Origin of the sequence: Bordetella genomosp. 11, assembly GCF_002261215.1 — a bacterium.
Lineage (GTDB): Bacteria > Pseudomonadota > Gammaproteobacteria > Burkholderiales > Burkholderiaceae_B > Bordetella_C.
This window is the reverse complement of the sequence record NZ_NEVS01000004.1, coordinates 413,555-435,321: the sequence shown is the minus strand read 5'-3', so window position 1 is coordinate 435,321 and position 21,767 is coordinate 413,555. Positions and strand designations below refer to the sequence as shown.

The window sequence follows — 21,767 nt, the reverse complement described above, 5'->3', positions numbered from 1 at the left end:
GGCACAAGCACTGAGGCCGAATGCTTCAGGTACGGAACGACAGCGTGATGGCAAAACCATCCAGTCGGGTACCTTGGCAACGGTCCGCATCCTGGAACCACGGGATGGCCGGCATCCGCCGGCGGCTATAGGCTCCCGTCTTCCGACCCATACGCGGCAAGCATTGAATTTCCGAGGTGCAATTCATGGCACGCGTATGCCAAGTAACGGGCAAGCGCCCGATGGTGGGCAACAACGTTTCCCACGCGAACAACAAGACCAAGCGTCGTTTCCTGCCCAATCTGCAATCGCGTCGTTTCTTCGTGGAAAGCGAAAACCGCTGGATCACCTTGCGTGTCAGCACCAAGGCCCTGCGCACCATCGACAAGAAGGGCATTGACGCCGTTCTGGCCGAAATGCGCGCGCGCGGCGACTCGATCTAAGCTAGCCCCGCCCCCAGACTATCCAGGAGTACGACATGGCTTCCAAAGGCACCCGCGAAAAGATCAAGCTTGAATCGACCGCCGGCACGGGACACTTCTACACCACGACCAAGAACAAGCGCACGATGCCGGAAAAAATGCTGATCAAGAAATTTGATCCGGTCGCGCGCAAGCATGTGGACTACAAGGAAACCAAGCTCAAGTAAGAGCCGCCGGGCCCATCGCGCGACGCGCCCGCCGCCATGCGGATTACTATCGAGCACGCCGAGATGACCCCGGGTTTCCAGGAAGAAAAGCCGACAGCGATGTCGGTTTTTTTTCGCCGTGCCGCCTGGTGCGGCCGGCTGCTGCCGCGCGCGGCGCGCGTCCTCGCAGGCTGCGCCATCCTGCTCGCAGCCTGCGTGTTGTTCGCGCATGCCGCGCCTGTCCTGGCCGCCGGCGCGGCCAAGCCGTCCCGCACGGCCGCGGCACCGCCCGTCCCGCCTGCGCTGCGCATCGGCGAAATCAACACATGCAAGACGCTGCCCGGCTTTTCCGAGCCCTATCGGCGTGGCTGGATGCTGGCGCTGGCGCAAATCAACGCGGAAGGCGGCGTGCTGGGGCGCAAGCTGGAGATCCGCTCGCGCGAAGACCATGGCGATCCCGACGAGGCCGTGCGAGCGGCCCAGACGCTGGTGGAAAAGGACGGCGTGGTCGCCCTGTTCGGCGGTTATTCGTCCGAAGTGGGCATGGCACTATCCCGTTACGCGGATAGCGGCAAGGTCCTGTATCTGGCGGTCGCGCCGTTGACACAACGGCTGACGTGGCAGGAAGGCAACCGCTATACCTTCCGCCTGCGGCCGGCCGCCTGGATGCAGGCCGCGGCCGTCGCGCCCAAGGCGCTGGGGCTGCGCAAACTGCGCTGGGCGCTGGTCTACCAGGACACCGAATCGGATCGCGCCGTGGCGGAGGCCTTCAAAGGCCTGGTGAAGACCTTCCAATCCAAGACCGAATTCGTCGACGAGCTGGCCGTCCCCGCCGGCAAGTTCGACGCGGCGGCCACGGTGGCGGCACTGAGCGCCGCGCGACCCGAGGCGATCTTCAATACGCTGACCGGCGCCCAACTGGCAAGCCTGGCGCGCGCCGGACTGGCCGCGCATCTGTTCGATGGCGTGGGCGTGGTGTCGCTGTCGCTGGGAGACCCGGAAAACCTGGATGCCCTGAACGATACCGATGCGGCGATGCCCGATGCACCGTCGCCGGGCAGCATGCTGCCCGACGGGTGGATCATCACGGGCTACCCTCGCGATACGGTCGACACACCGGAAAACCAGGCTTTCGTGCAGGCCTATCGCGACCGGTACGGCGACGCGCCCGGCATGGCGGCGGTACTCGGCTATTCCGCGCTGCGCTCGATCGCCGAAGGATTGAAGCGGGCCGGTTCGGCGGACCGCGAGGCGCTGGCTGCCGCCTTTCCCCGCCTGCAGGTGCCGACGCCCTTCGGCAACATCGAATACCGCAATCTGGACCACCAGGCCACGCTGGGCGTCTACCTGGGATATAGCGGACATGCGGATGGACACATCGTCATGGAGCGCTTCGTCTACACCACGGGTGCCCGTTTGCAGCCGCTGGACGAACAGATCCGCCGCCTGCGCGTCCAGGCCGCGCGCGCCAACGCGGCACATGCCGACAGCGGGCCGGACGGCCCGAATGGATCGAAAACGTCGAACGGCTCGAATGCATCGAACGGGTCGAATGTGAATGGATCGAATGGATCGGCTGCGTCGCCCCCGCCGGTCAGCGGGCCGCCGGCAAACGCGGCGGCCGCCGTGCCCCCGCATTCCGCATCGGATTCGGCGCACCCGATAAGCGGATCGAGCCGCCCGATGGCGCGACCGGATACGGATCTGACGGCGCGACTGCGCGGCGCGCGTCCCGCCAAGGCAACGTCGCCAGCGCCGGCGGCGATAGTGGCGCCGGCACCGGCCGACTCGCACATCGCCCACCCTGGCGCCCCCGTCCGGGCAGCACGGCCAGGGGTGGAAACCTCGGCCCCCGCCCTGGCGGACTGGCCCGACAAAGTGGACCAGGGCGCCGCCGGCACGCACTGACCGGCCGCGCGCCCAGCGAGAAACGTCGCGGGACTTCGCGGCCGGCGGGCCGTCATTACCCGCCGCGCGCGATCCGCGCGGCGCAGGCGGGACGCCCTTTCCTGCTTAGGGCAACAGGCGCTTGCCGTCTTCCAGACGGGGAATCCGTGCCAGGTTTTCCGGGCGCAGCGACTCCGGCAGCAGTTGCGCGGGCAGGGCCTGATAGCTGACGGGCCGCAGGAAGCGGCGGATCGCCAGCGTGCCGACCGACGTAAACCGGCTATCGGATGTGGCCGGGAACGGCCCGCCATGCACCATGGCATGCGCCACTTCCACGCCGGTCGGCCAGCCGTTGGCCAGGATGCGGCCGGCCTTGCGTTCCAGGACCGGCACCAGCGATCGCGCCAATTCGTAGTCCGCCTCTTCCAGATGCAGGGTGACGGTCAATTGGCCCTCGATGCGTTCGGCGACCTGGCGCATATCGTCGATCGACTTGCAGCGCACCACCATGCTCGATGCGCCGAAGACCTCGTGCTGCAACGCGTCCTGCGCGAGGAAGTTGCCGATGGACGTCGAAAACAGCGCCGCGCGGCCACGGTTCGGGCCTTCGCCGGCGCCGCCGCGAGCACATACCTGCACGCCCTCGGCCTTTTCCAGCGCCTGCACGCCTTTCTCATACGCGCCATGGATACCGGGCGTAAGCATCGCGCTGGGAACGTGCGCGGACAACGCCTCGTCGGCAGCCTTCAGGAAGCGATCCAGGTCCGGGCTTTCCAGGGCGACCACGATGCCGGGGTTGGTGCAGAACTGCCCCGCGCCCATGGTCAGGGAGCCGACGAACGCCTTGCCCAGGTCGGCGGCGCGTGCGGCCAGCGCAGCCGGGAACAGGAAAACCGGATTGATGCTGCTCATTTCGGCGAAGACCGGGATGGGTTCGCGCCGCTTGGACGCGATGTCGACCAGCGCCAGACCGCCGCCCCGCGAACCGGTGAACCCCACCGCCTTGACGCGCTCGTCCCGGACCAGCGCCGCGCCCGTTTCGATACCGCCCAGCAACAGCGAAAACACGCCTTCGGGCATACCGCATTCGCGCGCCGCGGCCTGGATGGCGCGGCCTACCAGTTCGCCGGTGCCGGGATGCGCGGGATGGCCCTTGACCACGACGGGGCAGCCCGCCGCCAAGGCGGAAGCGGTGTCGCCGCCCGCCACGGAGAATGCCAGCGGGAAATTGCTGGCGCCGAACACCGCGACCGGCCCCAGCGCGATATTGCGCAGGCGGAGATCGGGGCGCGGCAGGGGCTGGCGGTCAGGCATCGCCGGATCCACGCGCACGTCCAGGAATTCCCCGGCGCGCACGACTTGCGCGAACAACCGCAACTGCCCGACCGTGCGGGCACGTTCGCCTTCGATGCGCGCCGGCGGCAGCGCGGTTTCGGCCACCGCGCGATCGATCAGCGGCTGGCCCGCCTGCATGATCTGCTCGCCGATGGCTTCCAGGAAGCGGGCACGGTCTTCCAGCGAGGTTTCACGGTAGGCGTCGAAGGCGGCCCACGCCAGCGCGCAGGCCTGCTCGACCTCGGCGGGGCCCGCCTGGGCGAAATCGGGCGCCAGCGTTTCGCCGGTGGCCGGGTTCACTGCCTTCAGCGTCCGCTGGCCGTTATCGACGGCGCGCTGGCCGATGAGGATTTCACCGGTAATGGGGCTGTTCACGTTCTCTCTCCTTTGATTCTTTTGCGATCCGGAGGCCGGGCGCCGCCATGCCGGCGGGTCGCGCAGCCGATACGCCGCGAACCGATGATGATACCGCTATCGTGCTTCGGGATCGGGGGCCACCGCCCGCCCCGCCGCAGCGCGCTGCGGCAGCGATAGACCGGACCGTTTGTTCCACATATTTTTGTATGCAAAAATATATAAAAATCGATTCTTGAATTCCCGGCGGTGGGGCGAACGTGCGGTCCGATCGCGGGGAACGATGAACCCCTTCTTACACGACCCTTGAGGCCGCCGGCTAGCGGCCCCTCGCAGGAGACAAGCCATGAAGCCATTCCCCCGGGCCAGGCGCCACTTTCTGGCGGCCGCGTTCTGCGCCGCCGCGATCCTGGGCATGCCCGCCGCGGCGCAGGCCGCCTATCCGGACAAGACCGTCCGCATCATCGTTCCCTACGCGCCGGGCGGCTCCGGCGACGTCTTCGCGCGCCTGATCGCGGAAAAATTGACTTCCCGGCTGGGCCAGACCTTTATCGTCGAGAACCGCCCTGGCGCGAGCGGCGCCATCGGTGCCCGCTACGTCGCCGACGCCCCCGCGGACGGCAGCATCCTGCTGCTGGGACAAACCGGCGAAATCATCGTTACCCCGCTGCTCTCCACCACGCTGAACTACAAGCCGGAAAACCTGCTGCCCGTGGTCCTGGTGGGCGATTCGCCGCTGGTCCTGTCCGCGCACCCCACGGCGACCTTCAACACCGTCCAGGAGATGATCGCCCAAAGCAAACAGCGTCCGTCGGGCTTTAACTACGCCTCGTCCGGGACCGGTACGCCCGGACACCTGGCCGCCGCGGCACTGGCGCTGAAGACGGGCGCCAAGCTGACGCACGTTCCGTACAAGGGCGGCGGCGCCGCCCTCAGCGATTTGCTGGGCAATCACGTCGACATGTTCTTTTCCGGCGCCCCGGGCGTACTGCCGCACTTCAAGAGCGGCACACTGAAGCCGATCGCGGTCTCCACGCTGGAACGCTCGCCGGCGCTGCCGAAGGTGCCGACGGTGGCCGAATCCGGCCTGCCCGGCTTCTCCTTCAGCCTGTGGGGCGGACTGTTCGCGCCCAAGGGGACGCCGGCGGACGTCATCCAGAAGCTGAATACCGAGGTCAACGCCATCATCGCGGATCCGCAGACCCGCGAGCGGCTGGAAGCGGAAGGCGCCGTGGTGAAGCCGAACTCCGTCGAGCAATTCACGCAATTCCTCGGTGCCGAACGCGCCCGCTACCAGGAAATCATCAAGGAAACCGGCGTCAAGCTGGATTGACGCCCACCGGTGCGAACCCGATACCGCTCGCCGGCCGGTATCCGGGCGCCTGGGCCGCACATCCGCCGGCTGCGCCTTTTTCCAAACGAGGTTAGCGCATGACGCCTCCCGCCCTTCCCGCCTGGGATTGCCACACGCACGTTTTCGACGACCCCCAGCACCGCCCCGTGCTGCCGGGCTCCCACTACGCGCCGCCGGTGCGCACCTGGCAGGATCTGTCGCGCACCGGCGCGGCACAGGGCATCGAGCGCTTCGTCCTGGTCCAGCCCAGTGTCTATGGCAGCGACAATAGCCTGCTGCTGGACGCCCTGCGCGAATCGAATGGGCGCGCGCGCGGCGTGCTGGTGGTGCCCGACGAGACCAGCGAAGCGGAACTGCTGCAATGGCGCGCGCAGGGCGCGCGCGGCGTGCGCTTCAATGCGGTCTCCGGCAGCGGCAACGGGATGGCCGGCTATACGCGCCTTGCCCCGCGCCTGCGCGCCGCCGGCTGGCATGCGCAGTTTTTCGTGTCGCCGCAGGCGCTGGATGCCGTCCATGAAGCCATACGCAATGGGGATGGTCCCGACGTGGTCGTGGACCACCTGGGCGGCGCCGCCAGCGGACCCGAATATGCCGGAATCCGCGAAGCCGTATTCCGCCTGCTGGATACCGGCCGCGTCTGGCTGAAGGCCTCCGGCTTTTACCGCTACGGTTATCCCGTCGCGACCTGGGCCGAGCACTTCGGCGATCTGCTGCGCGAGCTGTCGCGCCGCTACCCGGAACGTATCGTATGGGCGTCGGACTGGCCACACACGTGGTTCTTCGACCCTGCGCACGGGCAGCCCATGCCCTATGGCGACCTCGTGGCCCTGCTGAAAGATTCGGTAAGCGACGCCGATTTCCAGCGCATCCTCCGGCAGAATCCGCGCGCGCTCTACGATTGACCCCGGCGCGGCCTCAGTTCTCGCGCGACTGCTTGGCGCGCAGGATTTTCAGCCGCTCCAGCAGGGCGTTGCGGATATGCTCGCGCGCCACCTGCTCGGCGCGCGCGGGGTCGCCATCGCGGATGGCTTCGTAGATGGCCTGGTGTTCGCCATGCGCGGCGTCCGGGCGCCCCGGCATTTCCAGCGTACTGCGGCCCAGCAGGTAGGTGGAATCCGTCAGGGACTGCAAGGCACGGATCAGGAATTTATTGTGGGCGGCGCCGTAAATGGATTGGTGGAAGGCCAGATTGGCCGCGACCGGGTCGCCACCGTGCCGGCCTTCCTCCAGGATATGGGCCATGTTGTCGATTTCCGCTTCGCTGGCGTGCTTGGCGGCGAAGCGTGCCGCGCCGCCTTCCAGCAGTTCGCGCATGGCATAGAGTTCAGTGACCGATTGCTGGTCCAGCGACGTCACCACCAAACCGCGGCGCGGTTCGTGGGTGACCAGGCCTTCGTCTTCCAGGCGCTTCAGGGCTTCGCGCACCGGCGTGCGGCCCATGTCCAGCAGCTCCGCCACCTCGATTTCGCGCAGGCGGTCGCTGGCGCCGAAGAACCCCATCAGAATGCGTTTTTTCAGCTCCTGGTATGCCAGATTGGCCTGCGTGTTCTGCTTGGCTATGGGCATGTGGAATCCTGCAACGCAGCTCGCAGGGCGTCCAGCCGCTTGATCATCCCGCCGGCTTCGGCGGCACTGCAACCGGTTGCGTTCAACACCCCGGGCGGGACGGCGCGGGCCTTGGCCTTCATCTGCCTTCCCTGCTCCGTCAGCGACACGATCACCTGCCGCTCGTCGCGGGAGGCTCGCGCGCGCTCGACCAGGCCGGCGGCTTCCAGCCGTTTCAGCAGTGGCGTCAGCGTGGCGCTATCCAGGAACAGGCGTTCGCCGATGGCGGACACCGTCAGGCCATCCTGTTCCCACAGGACCAGCATGACCAGGTATTGGGGGTAGGTCAGATCCAGGTCGGCCAATAGCCTGCGATAGACCTTGCTCATCGCCAGGCTGGTGGAATACAGCGCGAAACACAGCTGGTTTTCCAACAGCAGATAAGGGTCGCCGCGGGATGAAGAGGGATGTGACATAGCGGACATATTAAATCGTGCGCGATCCATAGGCCAGCGCGGCGCGGCTGCCATTCCCTGCAAGCCGCGCCGCGCTGGGACCGTCGCCGCGTACCGGCCCTTCGGACCGGTACGCCGGGACCATCAGACCAGGGTCAACGTCACATCGATATTGCCGCGGGTCGCGTTGGAGTACGGGCAAACGATGTGCGCCTTGTCGACCAGCTGGCGGGCCTGCGCCGGATCCAGGCCGGGGATCGCGATACGCAATTCGACCTCGATGCCGAAGCCGGTCGGGATGGCGCCGATACCCACCGAACCGGTGATGCTGGTTTCGGCGGGCAGCGCCACCTTTTCGCGTGCCGCCACAAACTTCAGCGCGCCCAGGAAGCAGGCCGAATAGCCCGCCGCGAACAGTTGCTCGGGATTGGTGCCGGGGCCGCCGGCGCCGCCGAGTTCGCGCGGCGTGCTCAGTTGGATATCCAGCACGCCGTCGGAAGACACGGCGCGGCCGTCACGGCCGCCGTTGGCGGTGGCTTGGGCACGGTAAAGCACTTTTTCGATAGACATGGCGAACTCCTTACTGGTCGTGGAAGCCGGGCCGGGTGGCCGCTGGCCGGGTTTGATATTTCTTGGCGTTTGGTGCCTGGAAGAAATATTAGATCGCACACAATTCAATTGCAAGCGATTTATTTTGTCGTGACGACCTGGCCGTGGCGGCCCAACCCGGGATCGCGCATTTGGCGGTTCAACCGTTCGACCGTGTCCGGGTCCGCCGCCATGCGCCATGGGATCCTGTTCCGAAGGCGGAGCGACCGTGGACGAGATCCTCGTCGCCCGGAAACCGCCATCCGGCGGCCGGCCGTCGGGTACGACGATTGCCGCGAGCAACGCGTTGCCCGCGCGTCGGGCGCTTGCGGCCCAACACCATGGAACACTGGAAAACACACGAAATTACCTTGATCGCCCGCGACCGGGCCGGCCAGGCCGAACGTCAGGCAACGGTGCCCTGCGAATCGGTCTCGTGGCAACCGCCCAGCGACATTCCGCCGTCTCGCGACGACGGAACGGCACCGGGCTATCTCATCGCGCGAGGCGTCGATGTCGCGCGGCTGGCCGATTTTTCATGGTCGCCGACGCATGTCCGCTTCCACGCCGAAGGCTATATGGAAGCAAGGGAATTCGCGGTGACGGGCTTCGAGGCGGACCCCGAGGCACACACCTTGAAACTGCCCATTCCCTGATCCGACCTGTATCCGCCGGCCACGATGGCCGGAAGGCCGCGCGACGGCCTCCATCGCCGCCCTTGCGCGCTGCAGGTCGCCGGGTGCCGCCTTAACGGTCCTTGGCCGGATCCGTCGCCGCTGCGGGCGACTCGGGCGAACCGGCGGGTTGCGCCTGGCGGGCCGCATGCCGTTTGGTGGCCGCCGCCCGCGCTTCCTGGGAAGTAAAGCGATGCGCCTTGCCCAAACGATGGGCGGCCCTGCCGCCCTGCGCGGCGATTTCACGCTGGAACTCCGGCCCCATCGCGGCGAAACCACGCGGCTTGCGCCGCTCCTTTTGATCCTGGTTGTCGGTCATATCAAACCCCCTGGTGGGTGGTGGTGGTTCAGGAGCCGGCCTGGGCGCAATGCGCATGCCCGCCCATCGCCGGGAAAATGCGCCACCCCATGCGCCACAGCAATGATCCGCTCTGCTTGCGGCGCGCCAGGGAAGGCGCGGCCTGGAAGGCGGCACGAAAGCTCCGCCGCCGCGGTGCCCGCCAGCAACTATTACGCCCGGGGCGCGGACCGCGCCGGTGCCGCCTGCGTCAAGGGCGCGGGGGGCGTGCGCAGGGCGCAAAGGCGCGAAAACCGGCCGCGGGATCGCAGCCGCATGGCAGAACCTATAATCAAGGGTTTTGACCGTACCCCCGCGTCGGCGGGGGCGGCCCTTATTCGTCATCGATCCTATCCAGCCCATGCAGGAACGCTACAACCCCAATGCCGTCGAAGCCGCCGCCCAGGACGTCTGGCGCCGCAATGACGTCTATCGTGTCAGCGAGCACGCCCGCAATGCCAGCGGCGCCGAAAAGCCGAAGTTCTACGCGTGCTCCATGCTGCCCTACCCCAGCGGCAAACTGCATATGGGCCATGTCCGCAACTACACCATCAACGACATGATGGCGCGCCAGCTGCGCATGCGCGGATACAACGTGCTGATGCCCATGGGCTGGGATGCCTTCGGCATGCCCGCGGAAAACGCCGCCATCAAATCCAAGGTGCCGCCGGCGAAGTGGACCTACGACAACATTGCCTACATGAAGAAGCAGATGCAGGCGATGGGACTGGCGATCGACTGGTCGCGCGAGATGAGCGCCTGCGATCCGGCTTACTACAAATGGAACCAATGGCTGTTCCTGAAGATGCTGGAAAAAGGGATTGCCTACCGCAAGACCCAGGTCGTGAACTGGGATCCGGTGGACCAGACCGTGCTGGCCAACGAACAGGTCATCGACGGCCGCGGCTGGCGGTCGGGCGCGCTCGTCGAAAAGCGCGAAATCCCGGGCTATTACCTGCGCATTACGGATTACGCGGAAGAACTGCTCGAGCAGGTCAAGACCGGCCTTCCCGGCTGGCCGGAACGCGTACGCCTGATGCAGGAAAACTGGATCGGCAAGAGCGAGGGCGTGCGTTTCGCCTTCCTGCACGACATCCGGGACGAATCCGGGCAAAAGGTCCAGGACGGCAAGCTTTACGTCTTCACGACGCGCGCCGACACGATCATGGGTGTTACTTTCTGCGCCGTCGCGCCGGAACACCCGTTGGCCACGCTGGCCGCGCGCGGCAACCCGCAGTTGGCCGAATTCATCGAAAGGTGCAAGCTGGGCGGCACCACCGAAGCCGAATTGGCGACGCGCGAAAAAGAAGGCCTGCCGACGGGATTGACCGTTACCCATCCCTTGACCGGCAAGCCGGTCGACGTCTGGGTCGGCAATTACGTCCTCATGAGCTACGGCGACGGCGCGGTCATGGGTGTGCCCGCGCATGACGAGCGCGATTTCGCCTTCGCGCGCAAATACAACCTGGAGATCCGCCAGGTCGTGGACGTGCCGGGCAAGACCTATTCCACCGACGCCTGGCAGGAATGGTATGGCGACAAGCAGAGCGGCCGTCTGATCCACTCCGGAAAGTACGACGGCCTGACCAGCAAGGAAGCGGTGGATGCCATCGCGGCCGATCTGGCGGCCCTGGGCATAGGCGAAAAGCAGACCACCTGGCGGCTGCGCGACTGGGGCATTTCGCGCCAACGCTACTGGGGCACGCCCATCCCCATCATCCATTGCGCCGACTGCGGCCCCGTACCCGTCCCGGAAAAAGACCTGCCGGTGGTGCTGCCCGAAGACCTGATCCCGGATGGCTCGGGCAACCCGCTGGCAAAGAACGAAGCTTTCCTGTCCTGCACCTGCCCCACCTGCGGCAAGCCGGCGCGGCGCGAGACGGACACGATGGATACCTTCGTCGATTCCGCCTGGTATTTCATGCGCTATACGTCGCCGGGCAACAACGACGCCATGGTCGATAGCCGCAACGATTACTGGATGCCCATGGACCAGTACATCGGCGGGATCGAACATGCGGTGCTGCACCTGCTGTACGCCCGCTTCTGGACCAAGGTCATGCGCGACCTGAACATGCTGAAGTTCGACGAGCCGTTCACGCGCCTGCTGTGCCAGGGCATGGTGCTGAACCACATCTATTCGCGCAAGACCGAACACGGCGGGATCGAATACTTCTGGCCCGACGAGGTCGAAAACGTCTACGACGCCAAGGGCGCCATCGTGGGCGCGCGGCGCAAGTCCGACGGCAGCGAAGTGAGCTACGGCGGCGTCGGCACCATGTCGAAGTCCAAGAACAACGGCGTGGATCCGCAATCGCTGATCGATACGCTCGGCGCCGATACCGCCCGCCTGTTCGTCATGTTTGCCAGCCCGCCGGAACAGACGCTGGAATGGTCGGACTCGGGCGTCGAAGGCGCCAATCGCTTCCTGCGCCGGCTGTGGTCGCACGGCTGGGCGCAACGCGAATCGGTAGCGGCCGGGCTGGCGGCGCGCGGGGTGGACTGGCAGGCGGCCCCGGCCGCCGCCAAGGATCTGCGCCGCGAGATCCACATCCTGCTCAAGCAGGCCGACTACGACTACGAACGCATCCAGTACAACACGGTGGTATCGGCCTGCATGAAAATGCTGAACGCCATCGAAAACGCCGACCTGCCCGCCGACGCCGCCGCGGACGCCGCGCGCGCCGAAAGCCTGGGCATCCTGTTGCGTGTGCTGTACCCCGTGGTGCCGCACATCTCATGGCATTTGTGGAACGACCTGGGTTTTGCGGACCTGTACGGCGACCTGCTGGATGCGCCATGGCCGGAGGTCGACGAAGCCGCGCTGGTGGCCGACGAGGTCGAACTGATGCTGCAGGTCAACGGCAAGCTGCGCGGCGCGCTGCGGGTATCCGCGCAGGCCACGCGCGAACAGATCGAGAGCCTGGCCGCCGCGCACGAGGCCGTGGGCCGCTTTCTTGAAGGCCGGCCGCCGAAACGGGTTATCGTGGTGCCCGGCAAACTGGTCAACGTCGTAGGTTAATGAGGTACCGCATGAATTTCGCCAGGCTAGGGAATCGCCCGGTGGGCACACGGGAACGCGGCCGGGGATGGGCGCTGCGCGTCGCCGGCCTGGCAACGCTCATGCTGCTGTCCGCCTGCGGTTTCCAGATGCGGGGTACCACCCCGCTACCTTTCGACTCCCTGTATGTCGGCATTCCGCAGAATTCCCGGTTCGGCGCCGAAGTGCGGCGGGCGATCGCCGCGGCATCGCCCGAGACGCAGCTGCTCGATACCCCCAAGGACGCCGAAGCGCAGCTGCAGCAGATCCGCAATTCGCGTTCGATGCGCGAGGTATCGCTCAATGCCCAGGGCAAGGTCGAGGAATACGAACTGGGACTGGTCTTCACGTTCCGCGTGATCGACGCCAAGGGCCGGGCCCTGCTGCCGGACACCACGCTCGAAGCCTATCGGGAAATGCCTTACAACGACCAGGTCGTGCAGGCCAAGGAAGGCCAGGCAGAAAGCCTGTACCGCAACATGGAACAGAGCCTGGTCAGCCGCATCGTGCGGCGCCTGACCGCCCCGGACGTGCGCCTGGCGATGCAAAAGGCGCAATCGGCCAAGCCCGGAGAGGACGTGGGCCCGGTGTACAGCACCACGCCCCCGCCGCAGAACAACCGGCAGCCGTGGAACCGCCCGAACATCACCAACGGCCCGCCCAGCCTCGACGAAGATACTTCCTACTGACGGCCCATGGCGCAATCCCTGGACGCCGAACGCTTCGCCGACCATTTGCGGCGCGCCGGTGCGCAACTTGCCCCGCTGTACACGATCAGCGGCGACGAACCCCTGCTCGTCACCGAAGCGATGGACAGCCTGCGCGCGGCGGCGCGCGCCGCCGGCTACACCGAGCGCACTTCGCTGGTCATGGACGCGCGCAGCGACTGGAGCGCGGTCGTCGCCGCCACCCAGACCGTTTCGCTATTCGGCGACCGCAGGCTGCTGGAACTGAAGATCCCGACCGGCAAGCCAGGCAAGGCCGGCGGCGATATGCTGGCCAGGCTGGCCGAACAGGCCGACAGCGGCGGCGACCCCGACACCATCATTGCCATCGGCCTGCCCCGCCTGGACAAGGCCACCCGCGAAAGCCGCTGGATGACCGCCCTGGCGCGGGGCACCGTGGTGGATATCCCGAACATCGAACGCGCGCGCCTGCCGGCCTGGATCGGCGAGCGGCTGGCGCGCCAGAACCAGCGCGCCGATGCCGCGACGCTGCAGTGGATGGCGGACAAGGTCGAGGGCAACCTGCTTGCCGCGCACCAGGAAATACAAAAGCTGGGTCTGCTGTACCCCGAAGGCGCCCTGGATGCCGAAGCCGTCGAACGCGCGGTGCTGAACGTCGCGCGCTACGACGTGTTCGGCCTGCGCGATGCCATGCTGGCCGGCGACGTGGGGCGCACGGTACGCATGCTGGACGGCCTGCGCGCGGAAGGCGAAGCGCTGCCCCTGGTGCTCTGGGCGGTGGGCGAGGAAATCCGCATCCTGGCCCGCGTCGCCCAGGCGCGCGCCAGCGGCCAGGACAGCGGCGCGGTCATGCGGCGCCTGCGCATTTTCGGCGCCCATGAGCGCCTTGCATTGCAGGCCCTGTCACGCGTGCCTGCCGGCGCATGGCCGGCTGCCGTCCAGCACGCGCACGACGTGGACCGCATCATCAAGGGACTGTCCGTGCCCGGCAGGCTATCCGACCCCTGGGAAGAGATGACGCGTCTGGCACTGCGGGTAGCGGCGGCGGGCCGGCGCCAGGCCTGATCGCCCGGGCGGCGGGCGGCCGCGAACGGATACACTACGAAGTCATCCAAACCGCGCTCGCAACGCCGACTCACCGATTGCCATGTCCACGCAGACCGTACAAGAAGCCATGATCACCCTGGGCGTGAATGCCCGCCGAGCGGCGCGCGAGATCATGCGCGCCAGCGGTGTGGCGAAGGTCCGCGCCCTTCATGCCATGGCCGATGCCGTCGAGGCCAATCGCGGTGCCCTCAAGGACGCCAACCGGCAGGACCTGGACGCCGCGCGCGAAAACGGCCTGACGGCGGCCCTGCTGGATCGCCTGGCACTGTCCGACCGGACGCTGGATCTGATGGCGGACGGCCTGCGCCAGGTCGCCGCCCTGCCCGACCCTGTCGGCAGCACCGGCCCGACGACCGTGCGGCCCAACGGCATGCGCGTGGCGCAGATGCGAGTCCCGCTGGGCGTCATCGGCATCATCTACGAGTCGCGACCCAACGTCACGATCGATGCGGCGGCCCTCTGCCTGAAGTCCGGCAATGCCGCCATCCTGCGCGGTGGCAGCGAAGCGCTGCGATCCAATCTCGCGCTGGCGGCCATCGTGCGCCAGGGCCTGGACGCCGCCGGCCTGCCGCCCCATGCGGTACAGGTGGTCGACACGACCGACCGCGCCGCCGTCGGCGAGCTCATCACCATGACGGAACACATCGACGTCATCGTGCCGCGCGGCGGCAAAAGCCTGATCCAGCGCATCAGCGCGGAAGCCCGCGTCCCGGTCATCAAGCATCTGGACGGCAACTGCCACGTCTATATCGATGCCGCGGCGGATCCCGAAAAAGCCCACGCCATCGCGTTCAATGCCAAGACGTACCGCTACGGCGTGTGCGGCTCGATGGAAACGCTGCTGGTGCACGCGGCCGTCGCCGCCGCCATCCTGCCGCGCCTGGCCGATGCGCTGATCGCCCACGGCGTTGAACTGCGCGGTTGCGCGCGCACCCGGGATCTCGTGCCGGCCGCCAAGCCGGCAACGGATGCGGACTGGGCGGAGGAATATCTCGGCCCCATCCTGGCCATCCGTATCGTGGACTCGCTGGACGAGGCCATCGATCACATCGGCCGCTGGGGTTCCGGGCATACGGACGCCATCGTCACCGAAAACCTCGGCGCGGCCCGCCGCTTCCAGCGCGAAGTGGACTCCAGCTCGGTCTACGTCAACCTGCCCACGGTATTCGCGGATGGCTATGAATACGGGTTGGGCTCGGAAATCGGCATCTCCACGAACCGCCTGCACGCGCGCGGTCCGGTGGGACTGGAAGGGCTGACCACGTACAAATGGGTGCTGACGGGCGAAGGACAGCTTCGCGGTTGAAATCCCTTGTGCCATCCCGCCCGGCCCGGCGAATCGACGCGGCATCGCGCATCGCCTCCCTATGGCGTGAGCAACCCTCCCCTCGTCGTAAGCCGGATCCGCGTAATATCGCGTGACCCGACGCCGACGAAAACAGGCCACCGGCCTGGAATGCGCGTTCCGCACCCCTTGCACCGAGGTATCAACCCATGCTCTGGATCAAGACCCTGCACATCGTGTTTATCGCCGCCTGGTTCGCGGGCCTGTTTTATCTGCCGCGCATCTATGTGAATCTGGCCCAGCACGATGAACCCGCGGTGCGCACGGTACTGCTGGGCATGGCGCGGCGCCTGTTCCGCTTCACTACCCTGCTGGCCGTCATCGCGATCATTTTCGGGCTCTGGCTTTATATCGGCTACGGTATCGGCATGGGCCCGGGCAACGGCTGGATGCATGCGAAGCTGTTCTTCGTGCTCTTGATCATCGGCTACCATCACGCCTGTGGCGTCATGCTGCGCAAGTTCGAGCAGGGACGCAACACGCGCACCCATACTTTCTACCGCTGGTTCAACGAAATCTCGGTGCTGCTGCTGTTCATCGTGGTGGCGCTGGTGGTCGTCAAGCCCTTCTAGATCTTCCTATTCCATGTCCGCCGACGACTCCGACCGCCCCCGCAAAACGCTTACGCTGTCCAAGCGCCCCGCCGGCGCCACGCCCGGCGCAAAGCCGGGAGCGCGCACACGCAGCGGCGCCCGGGCAAGGCTGGTGGCCTTGCAGGAAAAGCAGCGGGAAAAATCGCGGGCGGAAGAGCCTTCCCCGCCGCCGCGTCGCCAGCGCGACGCCGCCGAGGACGGCCCGCGCACGCCGCGGCGTGCCTCCTCCGCGGCCGGGTCAGAGCGCAGTCCATCCCGGCGCCCGCCGGCGTCGACGGACGCCGCGCCGCGCCAGCCGCGGTCGCGCGAAGCCGGTACGCTGCCGCCCCGGCCCGCCCGGCAACGAGACGCCAGGCAAACGGTTACGAACACCGCGCCAGAGATGGCGGCGGAAGATACCTTCCACGCGACGCGCGCCGAGGCGCCACGGGACCGCCACGATGGCGATCCGCGTTTCGCGGCGCACACGGAGCAGCCGCGCATGCGCGCGCGGAATACCGGCACGCGCAAGGCGGAGCGGTTCCAGGTTTTCGCATCCTGCCCCCAAGGCCTGGAAGAAGTGCTCACCATCGAACTGCAGGCGTTGGGCTACGAAGACGCGCGCGCCGGCCGGGCAGGCGCGCACTTCAGCGCCGACTGGGAAGGCGTGCAGCGCGCCAACCTCTACTCGCGTCTGGCCGCGCGGATCCTCGTACAGGTGGCGCAGGGGCCGGTGCAGGACGAGAACGATCTGCTGGACCTGGCGTACGCCACACCCTGGGAACGCTGGTTCGGCGCCGAACAAAGCCTGCGCGTGGACACCTCGGCGATCAAAAGTCCCATGCGCAGCCTGCAGTACTGCAATCTGCGCGTGAAGGACGGCATCTGCGACCGCCTGCTGGACCGCGAAGGCGCGCGGCCCGATATCGATACGGTGCGCCCCGACGCACGCGTGCACGCTTTCCTGACCGCCGATACCGCGACCCTGTATCTCGATACCAGTGGCGAATCGCTGTTCAAGCGCGGATGGCGCCTGGACAAAGGCGAAGCGCCGCTGCGCGAAAACCTGGCGGCGGGCATGCTGGCCCTGGCCGGCTGGGATCCCGCCGCGCCCCTGCTGGACCCTTTCTGCGGCAGCGGCACCATCCTGATCGAAGCCGCATGGATCGCGCTGGGCGTACCGCCGGGCATCGCGCGGCCCTTTTCCTTCGAACGCCTGCGCGACCACGACGAGCGCCGCTGGCACGACATGAAAGACGATGCGCGCGCGCATATCCAACCCAGGCTGGATACGCCGCTGTTCGGCTACGACGTCGATCCCGCCGCGATCGAGCATGCACGCCGCAATGCCGAACGGGCATGGCTGACCGACAACGCCATCCAGTTCGAAGTCGGCGACGCCCGCGCCTTGCATGCGCCGGCGCACCAGGGCTGGATCGTCACCAACCCGCCTTACGGCGAACGGATGCCGGCTGGCCAGGATGAAACCCTGTGGCGCGAGTGGGCGGCCTGCCTCAAGCGGGAATTCGCGGGTTGGCAGGTCCATGCCATTTCCAGCGACATGACGCTGCCGCAGAAGATGCGCCTGAAGCCGCTGCGCCGTATTCCGCTGCACAACGGCCCCCTGGACTGCCGCCTGTTCGGCTTCGAGGTCGTCAGCAAAAGCTATCGCGACAAACCGGCGGACCGCAACGGTGCGCATGGCGGCCGGGATGCGGACGACGCGCATGCGCCTTCCGACATGGACGAGATGGACGACGAAAAGGGCGAATAACCCCGGCACCAGGGCTTTTATTCGACGCCGGGGTCCGCCTCGGCCAACACCGGCGCCATCGCCCGCTCGACCTGTACGCGCAGCCCCTCCAACGAGGCCTCGCGCTCCAGATACAAGGCTTGCGCCTGTTCCAGCGTCATCATGGCGAAACGAATGCGATCGCCGGGCACCGCCTGCGCCAGCAGGGGCAGATCGACGCTGGCGACATAGGCGATCTTGGGATAGCCGCCAGCGCTCTGGCGGTCAGCCATCAGCACGATAGGGCTGCCGTCTGGCGGGACCTGGACGGTGCCGAAGGCAACCGCCTCGGACACCATTTCCAAGGGTTCCGCGAGCGCCAGGCGGGCGCCGCTCAAGCGGTATCCCATGCGATCCGAGCGGTGGTCGATCTCGAACGACTGCTCCAGGAAGGCGGCGCGGGTGGCTTCGGTGAAACGCTCCCATTGAGGGCCGGGCATCGCGCGCAACGCATCGGGCGCGCCGCCGGCCACGGGCATGTCGAACTGGCCCGCGCTTATCCAGGGCAGGCCGCACTGCACCAGCAGGCGCGTCGCCCCCGGATAGCCGGCGTCGGCCGCGCACAGCGGCAACCGGTCATCCCGCGCCAGCGCACGCCCCTGGAACCCGCCGTAGCCGCCGCGCAGGAAGGTGCTGCGGCTGTCCATGACGGCCGGCACGTCGAATCCCCCACGCACGGCCAGATACACGCGCGCGCCGCGGCGGCGCTCGCCGAAGCTGAGCGTCGTCCCGCCACGCACCAGCAATGGCTGGTTCAGCGGCACGGGGATATCGTCGATGCGCGCGCGCAGATCGGCGCCCGACAGCGCGATCAGGCGATCTCGCGCGAAGCGCAGCGTGGGGCCGGTCAGCGTGCATTCCAGCGTGGCGAAGGATTCCGGATTGCCGACCAGAATGTTGGCGAGGCGGTGCGACCATTCATCCATGACGCCATTGACCGGTACGCCGTATCGCTGGTGCCCATAACGGCCCAGGTCCTGGAGTTGGGACAGCGCGCCGGGCTTGAGGACTCGTATCATCGCCTCGCCTCATAAAGACGGTCGAATTCGGCGGCGGAGATCGGCACGAAACGCAGGCGATCCCCCAGGCGCAGCCGCACCGGCGGATCCCGCGCCAGATCGAACAGGCTCCAGGGTGTGCGCCCGATCAGGTTCCAGCCCCCCGGCATCGCCAGTTGGTAGATCATCGACAGGCCGTTGGCGATCGCCACGGAACCCGCCGGCACCTCGGTGCGAGGGGTTGCCCGCCGCGGCACGGCCAGGCGCGGGTCCAGGCCGCCGGCGAAAGGCGTGCCGGGCGCGAAAAAGAAGGTGTACACCACCAGGGGCGAGGCGCCGTGCAGGTCGATGACCTCCTGCGTCGTCAGGCCGCAGCGCCGGGCGACCTCGTCGAGGTCGGGTCCGTATGCCCCACCGTAACAGGCGGGAATCTCCACCAGCCGGGACTCCGCCGCGACGTCCGGTATGCCGCGGCTGAACCGCCCGCGCAGCTCGGCTTCCAGGCAGGCAAATGGTGTCGCGTCGCGCCCCGCATAGGCCTGCGGCAGGTAATGCAGGGCCACAGTCGTGAACGCCGGCACCACGTCGATCACACCCTCCAGGGGTTCGGCCAGCAAATGCGCCGCCAACGCCAGCACCGCGCGGTTAACCTCCGCGTCCACCCGGTCGCCCAGCGTAATGAGAAGGCAGCGATCGCCGACGGGATCGATACGCCAGGCCGGAACGGGAGCAGAGGCGGGGGTGTCCATGCGCGGATTGTAGAGGTTGGCGCGTGTTATACGGCCCCGTTTTCAGCTGCGCTGCCGCGACGACGTCGCCGGGACCCGAACTGTTGCTTTTCCGCGACTTGCATTATCTAGGGTTAACCCCTAAAATTCGGGTTATCCCTAGAGCGCGCGAAACGAAGTGACCTCATCTGATGGAACGCGGCGCTTGCTTTTAGCACCCAGGATATTATCGTGAACGAACGTGAACCGCTCCGCCTGACTGACGAACTGGAACGCCAACTGATGCGTCAGGCCATTGAAGAACAATTCCGCCCCCGTCCCCTCCGGGCCCTGGGCAAACTGATCAGCAAGCTCGGCCGCTCCTTCCGGGATCCGGCCGGCCGCCACGGCGGCGAAGCAGCCCGCGCCTGAAGCAGCCTCAAAAGGCTCCAGCGCCCTGCAAAGCTTAAGTTCCCCTTGGGGGCTGCATAAGCCCCTTTTAAAACCCGCCCTCGTGGCGGGCTTTTTTTTGCCCTCGCGGCCTGGAACTTCGCCGGGCCCCGCCGACGCCAGGGCAGCCTCGCTGCACCGCCGCACCGCCGCACCGCCGCACCGCCGCACCGCTACACCGCTACACCGCTGCACCACTGCCTCGCTGCCCCGCCGCCGCGCCGCGCAGGGGCGGTGTGTTGCGAACCGGCCGTCAACACGACCTTCCTTGGCTGATTGCGTCCCACAAAGCCGGCGCGTCACTGCAAAGTGCAACGGCCGGCTTTTTATATCCGGGTATTATTGACTTAATATTTTCACCCGGGTATTATTTTACGAGCTCGCGCCATGAAAGATGCTTGAAGGCCCGACGCTACCGCGGGCGTTCCGCAGCCGAATCCCGACCGTCATAAGGGCTTATCAAGGATGCGGCCCGCTCCCCTGCTGTTCTTCGACATGGGACCGGCGTTTAGACACTGACACGGGAAATCAAAAATGACCACTCCCTTTCCGCGGTTCCTGGAGCCGACGCAACAATCGGGTCGCGCGTTTGTAGTGCGAGGGATGCATGGCAGCATCGTCATGATGAACCTGTTGCGCTTTCGCGAAATTGCCGACTATTCCCGCAATCCGGAGTTAGCGGCAAAGGCCCCGATCAGCGGTGCTGAAGCGTTTGATCGCTACATCCGCCACACGCTTCCCTTGCTGCGCGAAAGCGGCGGTGAACTGCTATTTCTCGGTGTCGGAGGCCCCCTCTTGATCGGGCCCGAACACGAACGATGGGATCTGCTCATGATGGTTCGTCAAAGCAATGCCCAATCGTTCCTCGCTTTCGCGGACAACAAAGAGTACCTCGCCGGAATGGGGCACCGGACGGCTGCAGTCGAAGATTCACGCCTTCTTCCCGTCACTCAGCTTGACGAGGCCGAGTTTCATAAGGGAATGGACCGATGAAATCCGTAGAAGCAAACGGCATCACCATTGGCTATGACAGTTTCGGCGATGAAAACGTTGAGGTCATTCTGTTGATCTCGGGCCTTGGCGCCCAGATGGTCCGGTGGACAGCGCCATTCTGCGATCGCCTGGCGGCCAAAGGCTTTCGCGTGATCCGGTTCGACAACCGCGATGCAGGTCGCTCGACGCATTTCACATACGTTGCGCCGCCGGATTTTTCGGCATTGGCCAATGCGATCGCGGCAGGCCGAACGCCGGACGTGCCCTACACGCTGCACGACATGGCGGCGGATGCAATTGGGCTGCTCGATAGCCTGAAAATCGATCGTGCACACGTCGTTGGCAGGTCGATGGGGGGCATGATCGCCCAACTGATGTCCAGTGAGTATCCCGAACGGATATTGTCGCTGACGTCCATCATGTCCAGCACCGGGAATCCGAATCTTCCCTCGGCCGCGACAGACATCATGGCAATGCTGACGACACGCGCGCCTCACCCTTCCGAGGACGAAGCAGGATTCCTGGAGCATAGCCTTGCGTTTGCCCGGCGCATCGCGAGTCCCGGCTATCCATTCAACGAGGAAGCACACCGAATCCTGGTTTTGGAGGAAGTCAGGCGCGCCTACGATCCGGCCGCGTTCGGCAGGCAATTGGGCGCGATCGCCGCTGTCGGTGACATCCGTTCAAGGCTTGCGCGGATCGTGGCGCCGGCCCTGGTTGTGCACGGGGTCGACGATCCCCTGATACCGCTGGAGTGCGGCAGGGATACGGCCGCATCCATTCGCGGAGCCGAATTCATGCCTGTCTACGGCATGGGTCACGATCTTCCGTCCGCCCTGTATCAAGCAATCGCCGATGCGATCGGCAGAACCGCGCGCAGGCGTGGCGCGGAGCCATCGTCCCCGTCGAACGGTGGCGAATCTGTCGGATAATACGCGCCT

22 protein-coding genes are annotated in these 21,767 nt (G+C 66.5%); 15 read left to right on the top strand and 7 right to left on the bottom strand.

Annotated features, from left to right (window positions below):
* Positions 1–185 precede the first annotated feature (185 nt).
* From rpmB to CAL28_RS09600, 3 genes are read left to right on the top strand one after another with little or no spacing between them, the layout of a single operon-like run.
* Positions 186–422, top strand: coding sequence for a 50S ribosomal protein L28 (gene rpmB, locus CAL28_RS09610; RefSeq protein ID WP_094844519.1), 237 nt, complete (start codon positions 186–188; stop codon positions 420–422).
* Between the two features lie 35 nt (positions 423–457).
* The gene (gene rpmG / locus CAL28_RS09605) at positions 458–628 is read left to right on the top strand and encodes a 50S ribosomal protein L33 (protein ID WP_094841185.1); all 171 of its coding nucleotides are present in this window, start codon (positions 458–460) and stop codon (positions 626–628) included.
* A 36-nt stretch (positions 629–664) separates the two neighbouring features.
* On the top strand, positions 665–2,515 hold the full coding sequence (locus CAL28_RS09600; protein WP_254926067.1) for an ABC transporter substrate-binding protein: 1,851 nt from the start codon (positions 665–667) through the stop codon (positions 2,513–2,515).
* 105 nt (positions 2,516–2,620) lie between these two features.
* Here CAL28_RS09600 and CAL28_RS09595 read toward each other — a convergent pair whose 3' ends face one another.
* Complete coding sequence (locus CAL28_RS09595) at positions 2,621–4,204, bottom strand: aldehyde dehydrogenase (NADP(+)) (protein ID WP_094841184.1); 1,584 nt, start codon at positions 4,202–4,204, stop codon at positions 2,621–2,623.
* A gap of 325 nt (positions 4,205–4,529) precedes the next feature.
* Here CAL28_RS09595 and CAL28_RS09590 point away from each other — a divergent pair, with 325 nt between their 5' ends.
* Together CAL28_RS09590 and CAL28_RS09585 are read left to right on the top strand one after the other, a co-directional pair.
* The gene (locus CAL28_RS09590; protein WP_094841183.1) at positions 4,530–5,516 is read left to right on the top strand and encodes a Bug family tripartite tricarboxylate transporter substrate binding protein; all 987 of its coding nucleotides are present in this window, start codon (positions 4,530–4,532) and stop codon (positions 5,514–5,516) included.
* Positions 5,517–5,614: 98 nt separating this feature from the next.
* On the top strand, positions 5,615–6,439 hold the full coding sequence (locus tag CAL28_RS09585; protein ID WP_094841182.1) for an amidohydrolase family protein: 825 nt from the start codon (positions 5,615–5,617) through the stop codon (positions 6,437–6,439).
* 13 nt (positions 6,440–6,452) lie between these two features.
* On the opposite strand, the gene CAL28_RS09580 is transcribed toward CAL28_RS09585, so the two are convergent.
* From CAL28_RS09580 to CAL28_RS09570, 3 genes are all read right to left on the bottom strand, one after another.
* Positions 6,453–7,103 (bottom strand): GntR family transcriptional regulator, encoded by a 651-nt coding sequence (locus tag CAL28_RS09580; RefSeq protein ID WP_094841181.1) that lies wholly within the window; start codon positions 7,101–7,103, stop codon positions 6,453–6,455.
* On the bottom strand, positions 7,094–7,567 hold the full coding sequence (locus CAL28_RS09575; RefSeq protein WP_254926066.1) for a MarR family transcriptional regulator: 474 nt from the start codon (positions 7,565–7,567) through the stop codon (positions 7,094–7,096). The genes CAL28_RS09580 and CAL28_RS09575 overlap by 10 nt, the downstream gene beginning before the upstream one ends.
* Before the next feature lie 114 nt (positions 7,568–7,681).
* Complete coding sequence (locus CAL28_RS09570) at positions 7,682–8,107, bottom strand: organic hydroperoxide resistance protein (RefSeq protein ID WP_094841180.1); 426 nt, start codon at positions 8,105–8,107, stop codon at positions 7,682–7,684.
* 389 nt (positions 8,108–8,496) lie between these two features.
* Here CAL28_RS09570 and CAL28_RS09565 point away from each other — a divergent pair, with 389 nt between their 5' ends.
* Positions 8,497–8,781, top strand: a complete 285-nt coding sequence (locus CAL28_RS09565) for a hypothetical protein (RefSeq protein ID WP_094841179.1) — start codon at positions 8,497–8,499, stop codon at positions 8,779–8,781.
* 91 nt (positions 8,782–8,872) lie between these two features.
* Here CAL28_RS09565 and CAL28_RS09560 read toward each other — a convergent pair whose 3' ends face one another.
* Positions 8,873–9,118, bottom strand: a complete 246-nt coding sequence (locus tag CAL28_RS09560) for a KGG domain-containing protein (protein ID WP_094841178.1) — start codon at positions 9,116–9,118, stop codon at positions 8,873–8,875.
* A 379-nt stretch (positions 9,119–9,497) separates the two neighbouring features.
* On the opposite strand from CAL28_RS09560, the gene leuS reads away from it, so the two are divergent.
* The 6 genes from leuS to CAL28_RS09530 all read left to right on the top strand — a co-directional run bounded on the left by leuS (position 9,498) and on the right by CAL28_RS09530 (position 17,660).
* On the top strand, positions 9,498–12,158 hold the full coding sequence (gene leuS / locus CAL28_RS09555; RefSeq protein ID WP_094841177.1) for a leucine--tRNA ligase: 2,661 nt from the start codon (positions 9,498–9,500) through the stop codon (positions 12,156–12,158).
* An 11-nt stretch (positions 12,159–12,169) separates the two neighbouring features.
* The gene (locus CAL28_RS09550; RefSeq protein WP_094841176.1) at positions 12,170–12,865 is read left to right on the top strand and encodes an LPS-assembly lipoprotein LptE; all 696 of its coding nucleotides are present in this window, start codon (positions 12,170–12,172) and stop codon (positions 12,863–12,865) included.
* A 6-nt stretch (positions 12,866–12,871) separates the two neighbouring features.
* Positions 12,872–13,927 (top strand): DNA polymerase III subunit delta, encoded by a 1,056-nt coding sequence (holA, locus tag CAL28_RS09545; RefSeq protein WP_094841175.1) that lies wholly within the window; start codon positions 12,872–12,874, stop codon positions 13,925–13,927.
* 82 nt (positions 13,928–14,009) lie between these two features.
* A complete protein-coding gene (locus tag CAL28_RS09540) occupies positions 14,010–15,275 on the top strand; it encodes a glutamate-5-semialdehyde dehydrogenase (protein ID WP_094841174.1) in 1,266 nt (421 codons plus the stop codon).
* 188 nt (positions 15,276–15,463) lie between these two features.
* Positions 15,464–15,886: a CopD family protein gene (locus CAL28_RS09535; protein WP_094841173.1), complete on the top strand. Its 423-nt coding sequence runs from the start codon at positions 15,464–15,466 to the stop codon at positions 15,884–15,886.
* Between the two features lie 13 nt (positions 15,887–15,899).
* Positions 15,900–17,660 carry a THUMP domain-containing protein gene (locus tag CAL28_RS09530; protein WP_094841172.1) on the top strand — a complete coding sequence of 587 codons (1,761 nt, stop codon included), beginning with the start codon at positions 15,900–15,902 and terminating at the stop codon, positions 17,658–17,660.
* 17 nt (positions 17,661–17,677) lie between these two features.
* Here the strand turns inward: CAL28_RS09530 and CAL28_RS09525 are convergent, their stop codons facing one another.
* Positions 17,678–18,697, bottom strand: a complete 1,020-nt coding sequence (locus CAL28_RS09525; protein WP_094841171.1) for a biotin-dependent carboxyltransferase family protein — start codon at positions 18,695–18,697, stop codon at positions 17,678–17,680.
* Entirely contained in the window at positions 18,694–19,425 is a 732-nt protein-coding gene (gene pxpB / locus CAL28_RS09520; RefSeq protein WP_094841170.1) for a 5-oxoprolinase subunit PxpB, read from the bottom strand. Before pxpB ends, CAL28_RS09525 begins: the two co-directional genes overlap by 4 nt.
* 210 nt (positions 19,426–19,635) lie before the next feature.
* Here pxpB and CAL28_RS09515 point away from each other — a divergent pair, with 210 nt between their 5' ends.
* The 3 genes from CAL28_RS09515 (at position 19,636) to CAL28_RS09505 (ending at position 21,758) form a co-directional block, all read left to right on the top strand.
* Positions 19,636–19,815: a hypothetical protein gene (locus CAL28_RS09515; protein ID WP_094841169.1), complete on the top strand. Its 180-nt coding sequence runs from the start codon at positions 19,636–19,638 to the stop codon at positions 19,813–19,815.
* 552 nt (positions 19,816–20,367) lie between these two features.
* The gene (locus tag CAL28_RS09510; RefSeq protein WP_094841168.1) at positions 20,368–20,826 is read left to right on the top strand and encodes a DUF1330 domain-containing protein; all 459 of its coding nucleotides are present in this window, start codon (positions 20,368–20,370) and stop codon (positions 20,824–20,826) included.
* Positions 20,823–21,758, top strand: coding sequence for an alpha/beta fold hydrolase (locus tag CAL28_RS09505; RefSeq protein WP_094841167.1), 936 nt, complete (start codon positions 20,823–20,825; stop codon positions 21,756–21,758). The genes CAL28_RS09510 and CAL28_RS09505 overlap by 4 nt, the downstream gene beginning before the upstream one ends.
* Positions 21,759–21,767 lie beyond the last annotated feature (9 nt).